Source organism: Paraburkholderia sp. Ac-20347 (assembly GCF_017104805.1).
Taxonomy (GTDB): domain Bacteria; phylum Pseudomonadota; class Gammaproteobacteria; order Burkholderiales; family Burkholderiaceae; genus Paraburkholderia; species Paraburkholderia tropica.
On record NZ_JAAGPN010000409.1, the window covers coordinates 1 to 5,022 of the forward strand.

At 61.7% G+C, this 5,022-nt stretch carries 3 protein-coding genes; 1 reads left to right on the forward strand and 2 read right to left on the reverse strand.

All coding sequences use genetic code 11. From position 1 onward, the window contains the following. On the reverse strand, positions 1 to 1,794 hold a 1,794-nt coding region (locus tag G3N97_RS36470), incomplete at its 3' end, for a DUF2138 family protein (RefSeq protein WP_205997642.1). A 555-nt stretch (positions 1,795 to 2,349) separates the two neighbouring features. Between G3N97_RS36470 and G3N97_RS36475 the strand changes: the two genes are divergently transcribed. Next, complete coding sequence (locus G3N97_RS36475) at positions 2,350 to 4,419, forward strand: glycoside hydrolase family 28 protein (RefSeq protein ID WP_205997643.1); 2,070 nt, start codon at positions 2,350 to 2,352, stop codon at positions 4,417 to 4,419. A gap of 84 nt (positions 4,420 to 4,503) precedes the next feature. Here the strand turns inward: G3N97_RS36475 and G3N97_RS36480 are convergent, their stop codons facing one another. Next, the gene (locus G3N97_RS36480) at positions 4,504 to 4,761 is read right to left on the reverse strand and encodes an RNA-binding protein (RefSeq protein ID WP_205997644.1); all 258 of its coding nucleotides are present in this window, start codon (positions 4,759 to 4,761) and stop codon (positions 4,504 to 4,506) included. Positions 4,762 to 5,022: the final 261 nt, after the last annotated feature.

Genomic DNA, 5,022 nt, shown 5'->3' on the forward strand with positions numbered 1-5,022 from the left:
TGGACGCCCCGCCGCCGCGTCGCCACGCGGCGCGGCGCTCGCACGCGGCTCGAAGTGCCATTCGACCGGCACCCAGCCCAGCGACGACGGCAGCGAATCCGGCAGACTCAGCGCGAGCGGCGGATAGCTCGCGACCGCGTGCAGCTTCGGCAGCAGATGCGTGCGCGCGGCGTTGCGGAAGATCGCTTCCTGATCGGCCGGCAGCGCTCGGCCCGCTTCGCGCTCGACGAGCGCGGCGGCGGCGGACGGCGTCACCGACATCATCGTGGTCGACAGACGCTGCGGCGCAATCGTGTCGGCGATCGCGGGATAACGCTTGTCGAGCACGGCCAGCGTGTCGTCGACGAGACGCGCATCGGGCGAAAACACCACGTAGCCGTGCGCGAGCGCGAGCGTCACCGGGAAGTAGCGCGGCGCGGAAAGTTGCGCCGCGTAGGGCGAGCCCGCGCTTTGCGCCGTGCCCGAGCGTGCGCTCACGGCGCGCGTCCAGAGCGTGACGCCCGCGGACACGTCGCGCGATTGCACTGGCAAGCGGCGATAGCCCGCTTCGTTGCCGGCCTTCGCTTCATAAGCGCCGATCGCGTCGCCGAACACGCTCGCGAGCGCGCCCTTGAGCGCGGCGAGTTGCGTGGCGTCCTGCGTGGACTCCGGTTTGAGGCGCGCGACGAACACGGGCGCGACGAGCGTCGACTTCGCGTACCAGCACACGCCCGCCGGACCGGCGAACTGCTCGCGCAGGATCTTCGCTGCGCCCTGTTCGGCGTCGCCCAGTTTGCCGAGCAAATCGGCGGCGTCGTTCCAGTCGACCGGCAGGCTCGCGCACGCCGCGGCGTTCGCGGGCAAGGCGCGCCAGATATCGGCGCTATTCCAGTGCTGCGGCAGATGCGCGGGATCGATCAGCGCGGCCGTGCTCCATGCGCCATTGGTATCGGCATCGGCGTTGGCATCGCTCGCGGGCACGCTTTTGGCAGCCGCGTGCGACGCGGCGAAATCGAAGCGCAGCGCGTTGATGCCCGAGAAAAAGGCCTGATAACCAAACGAGAGATAGTTGACCGAGACGATCACGCGATGGCCGCTCACGTCGGCCGACGCGTCGTCGAGACGATAGGTGCGCAGCGCGTCCGCGCCGCCGTCGTCGAGCATCTGCGCCAGCGCTTTCGACCGTTCGCCGATGGCCTTGCCATCCGCGTCGAACAGCATGCCCGGCTCCGACATGACGATGAGCCGGTCGCCTTTCGCCGCGAACAGCAGCGTGTGGCCGACCGCGAGCTTGAGCGCGTAAACCGGGACATCGCCGGACAGCGTGCCCGCCTGGCTCAATTGCGTATCGCTCGCGGCGACATTGGCCATGGCCTGCATCAGCTTCGCAAGGCCATTACGGCGCATGGTCATCACCCAATAGCCGAGCCGGCCATCGGGCGAGCGCCACAGCAATACGCGCGACGGTTCGTCGAATACGCGCTTGATGAGTTCATCGCGCCAATCGAGATCGTGTTCGAACGCGAGACGGCGCACCGCGCCTTCGGCGGAAAGCCGCGTGGAATTCGATTCGTAGTAGTCGACGAAATCGCGTGTGAGCAGGCTATGCAGCAACGGCACGCGAATCATGTCGCGCGGCAGGCGGGAAAGCGCCACGCTGTCGACGATGGCGTCGGGATAACGAATATCGAATGCGACTTCGTGCGAACGAAACGCCCCTTTACCGCCGAATGGCCGCCAGATCGCCTGAATGGCGATCAGCGCGACGATTAAAACCGCGGCCGTTATGGCGATCTTTTTACGCGTTAACTTCATGGGATCAATCGCCCTGAAATTGAATATGGGTCTTGTCCTGCGCCGTTGTGCGAGTCTCGCCAGCCTGGATTAATCGCCGCGCGTCTCCCTATTCCCCACAAACGGCTTTATGCAGCAGGCCGAATATTAACTGAAAGCTGTTTTAAAAGCATGTTGAATTTGTGATTTTTGACAATTCCGATTATGCGTATCGCTTATCAGATTTAATAAACAAGAGAAATCAGCGATTAATCGATTTCGATTTCACTGTGATGTACGTCATTAGCGATTCGAAATTCTTCATACCGACAAACGCGAATCGGTTGCCGTATTGCCCGGATGCGCCACGACGCGATTCGGCTGGCGTTCGTCGGATCTACGCGCAAGGTCGTCAATCAACATTGCCGAAAAAAGGCGATCAGGGTCATTACCTGGAGATAGTTGCTTGACACTTCACATCTTGTCTAACAACAATTCCTGCTCGAATCCGCGATGGAGACGTCGTCGGAATCGAGGCTCAAGCACAACGAGAAGACACCCAAGTCCATTAGCGAGACAAAACAGGAGGCGTGATACATGCCAACGCAGAACAACGATAAGGGCCTCGCCCCGGCGCGCGCATCCGGCGCACCGGCCTCTTCCGCCCGCCGCAGCTTCATGGCCTTCGCGGGCGTCACGGCGGGCGCAAGCCTGCTCGGCACGCTGCCCGGCTGCGGCGGCTCGACGACCGCCGCGAGCACCGCGAACACCGCGAACACCGGCACTGCCGCATCGGTCGATCCGATCTGGGGAACCGGCGGCGCGGCGCAGCAGATCATCGACGCGGTCCAGCACGTGGCGCTCTCCCTGTTCCCGTCGACCGATTACCTGGTCACGAGCTATGGCGCGCAAGCGCTAACCACGCAGGTCGTGGCCGCGACGGCGTGGAGCCCGGCCATTCCCTGGCTTGGCCAGACGGCCTCGCCGACGAGCCCCGGCGCCGACCAGATGGTGTCGTCGTCGCTCACGGGTACGGCGTACGATTCGCGCACGGCATTCAACCAGGCGATCGTGGCGGCCAATGCGGCGGGTGGCGGCCGCGTGGTCGTGCCCGCGGGCAACTGGTATTGCGGCGGACCGATCGTACTGCTTAGCAATGTGAATTTTCATCTGAGCGCCAATTGCACGATCTGTTTCAGCCCGAATCCCGCTGATTACGCCGTCGATGGCCCGCACGCCACGGCGAACGGCAATCTCTATTGGACACGCTGGCAGGCCAACGATTGCCTCAATTTCGGCTCGCCCATTTACGCGTATCAGCAGCAGAATATCGGCCTCACCGGCGAAGGCGACAGCTCGATTCTCAACGGCCAGTCGATGACGCCCGCGCAGGCGAATGGCGTGACGCCGTCGTTTTGCTGGTGGACCTTCAAGGGCACGAATGGCGCGTATGGCTGCGCGAGTTCGTCGACGCCTTCGCAGGCCTATGTGAATCCGAACAACGCCGCGCTCACCACTTTAAGCAGCTCGGCGATGACGAATCCCGAGGCCGCCACCCTGCTGCCGCTGCTCGATACGGGCACCTCGTGGGCACAGGATCAAAACTATCTGCCCGCGCTCGCCGAACTGGGCGTGGCGGTCACGCAGCGCGTGTTCGGCAACGGGCATTATCTGCGTCCGTGCATGGTGGAATTCATCGGCTGCACCAACGTGCTGATGCAGAACTACCATACGCAGAACACGCCGTTCTGGCAGCACCATCCGACCGATTGCAAGAACGTGGTGATTCAGGGCGTATTCGCGGACAGCATCGGCCCGAACAACGACGGCTTCGATCCGGATGCGTGCAGTTACGTGCTCGCCGATGGCGTGACGTTCAATACCGGCGACGACTGTATTGCCATCAAATCGGGCAAGGCGCTGGATATCGAATATGGTCCCGCGCAATATCACGTGATCCAGAATTGCACGATGAATAGCGGGCATGGCGGCCTCACGCTCGGCAGCGAAATGAGCGCAGGAGTCCAGAACATCTATGCGCGCAATCTGAATATGCTCAATGAGAATTGGGCGAGCAACCCGTTGAATATCGCGATTCGTATCAAGACCAATATGAATCGTGGCGGCGCGGTGCAGGATGTGTGGATCGACGGCGTCACGCTGCCCAACGGCGTCACGCTGGTCGGCAAGGGTTATGGCACGAGCAATATGATTGCGGGCAGTCCGATTACCGCGTCGGTGCCGGTGGGGACCACGAGCTCGACGGGATCGAATCCGGCGGCCTCGCAGGGCGGTTTGATCACTTTCGATTGCGATTACAGCCCGGCCGGCGATGCCGTGCGTATCAGCCCACCGGTGGTGAAGAACATCAACATCTCCAATGTGACGGCGAGCAACGTGACCTCGAGCGGCACGACGGCTTCGTGCTTTCAGGCCATCGTCGCGCAAGGACCGGTCGCCGCCGACTACAACGGCCCGGCGCCCGCGCCGACCGTACTGCCGATCAGCGGCGTGACGATCACGAACTGCAATCTCGGCACGCCGGTCTGCAGTGGCGCGACATCGGTGACGAATCCGGGGGTGATCTACGTGAACAACGTGAATGCTATTACGTTGAATAACGTCGTTATCGGCGGGACGACGTACAACACGTCGCTGGTGGGATAGCGTCGATTGATTGCCGCAGACATTGCGCCCGGCATTGCGTCGGGCGCATACGAATTAGCCGAGATTCAGCAATTCAGCGAGGAATTAATCGGCTTCGCGCGCGGGAATGATTTGCGCGGTGATGGTGCGGTTGTTCCAGAAGATGTGATGCACGCGAGGCTGCAATGTCCGCAGTATTTCCTCGCTGGCACTCGCGTAGTGCAGCAGCGCGGCGGGATGCGTACCGGTGCCCGTCACGCGCTGAATATGATCGAAGGACGGGAAACCGTACTTCTGCAAAAACGCGTTGATCTCTTCGTCGGCGATGTTTTCTTCTACATTGCCAAGTAGCAGGTCGGCCATGATGCCCTCTCTTCGCTGTCGAGATCGACAGCACATTCATCGTTCGTATGACGATGATAATGTGCGGTGCAGCATCGCGCCACCAAACTGGCTAAGCCGCGAAGTTTGCGAACGAGACGGAATGGGGTACTTGTGTTTTTCAAGCAAGTAAACGCCAGAACCCCGGCTCTCTTCTGGAGAAGCCGGGGTTCTGGACGTACTGCATAAGAAGCCTGACGATTACCTACTTTCACACGGGCAATCCGCACTATCATCGGCGTA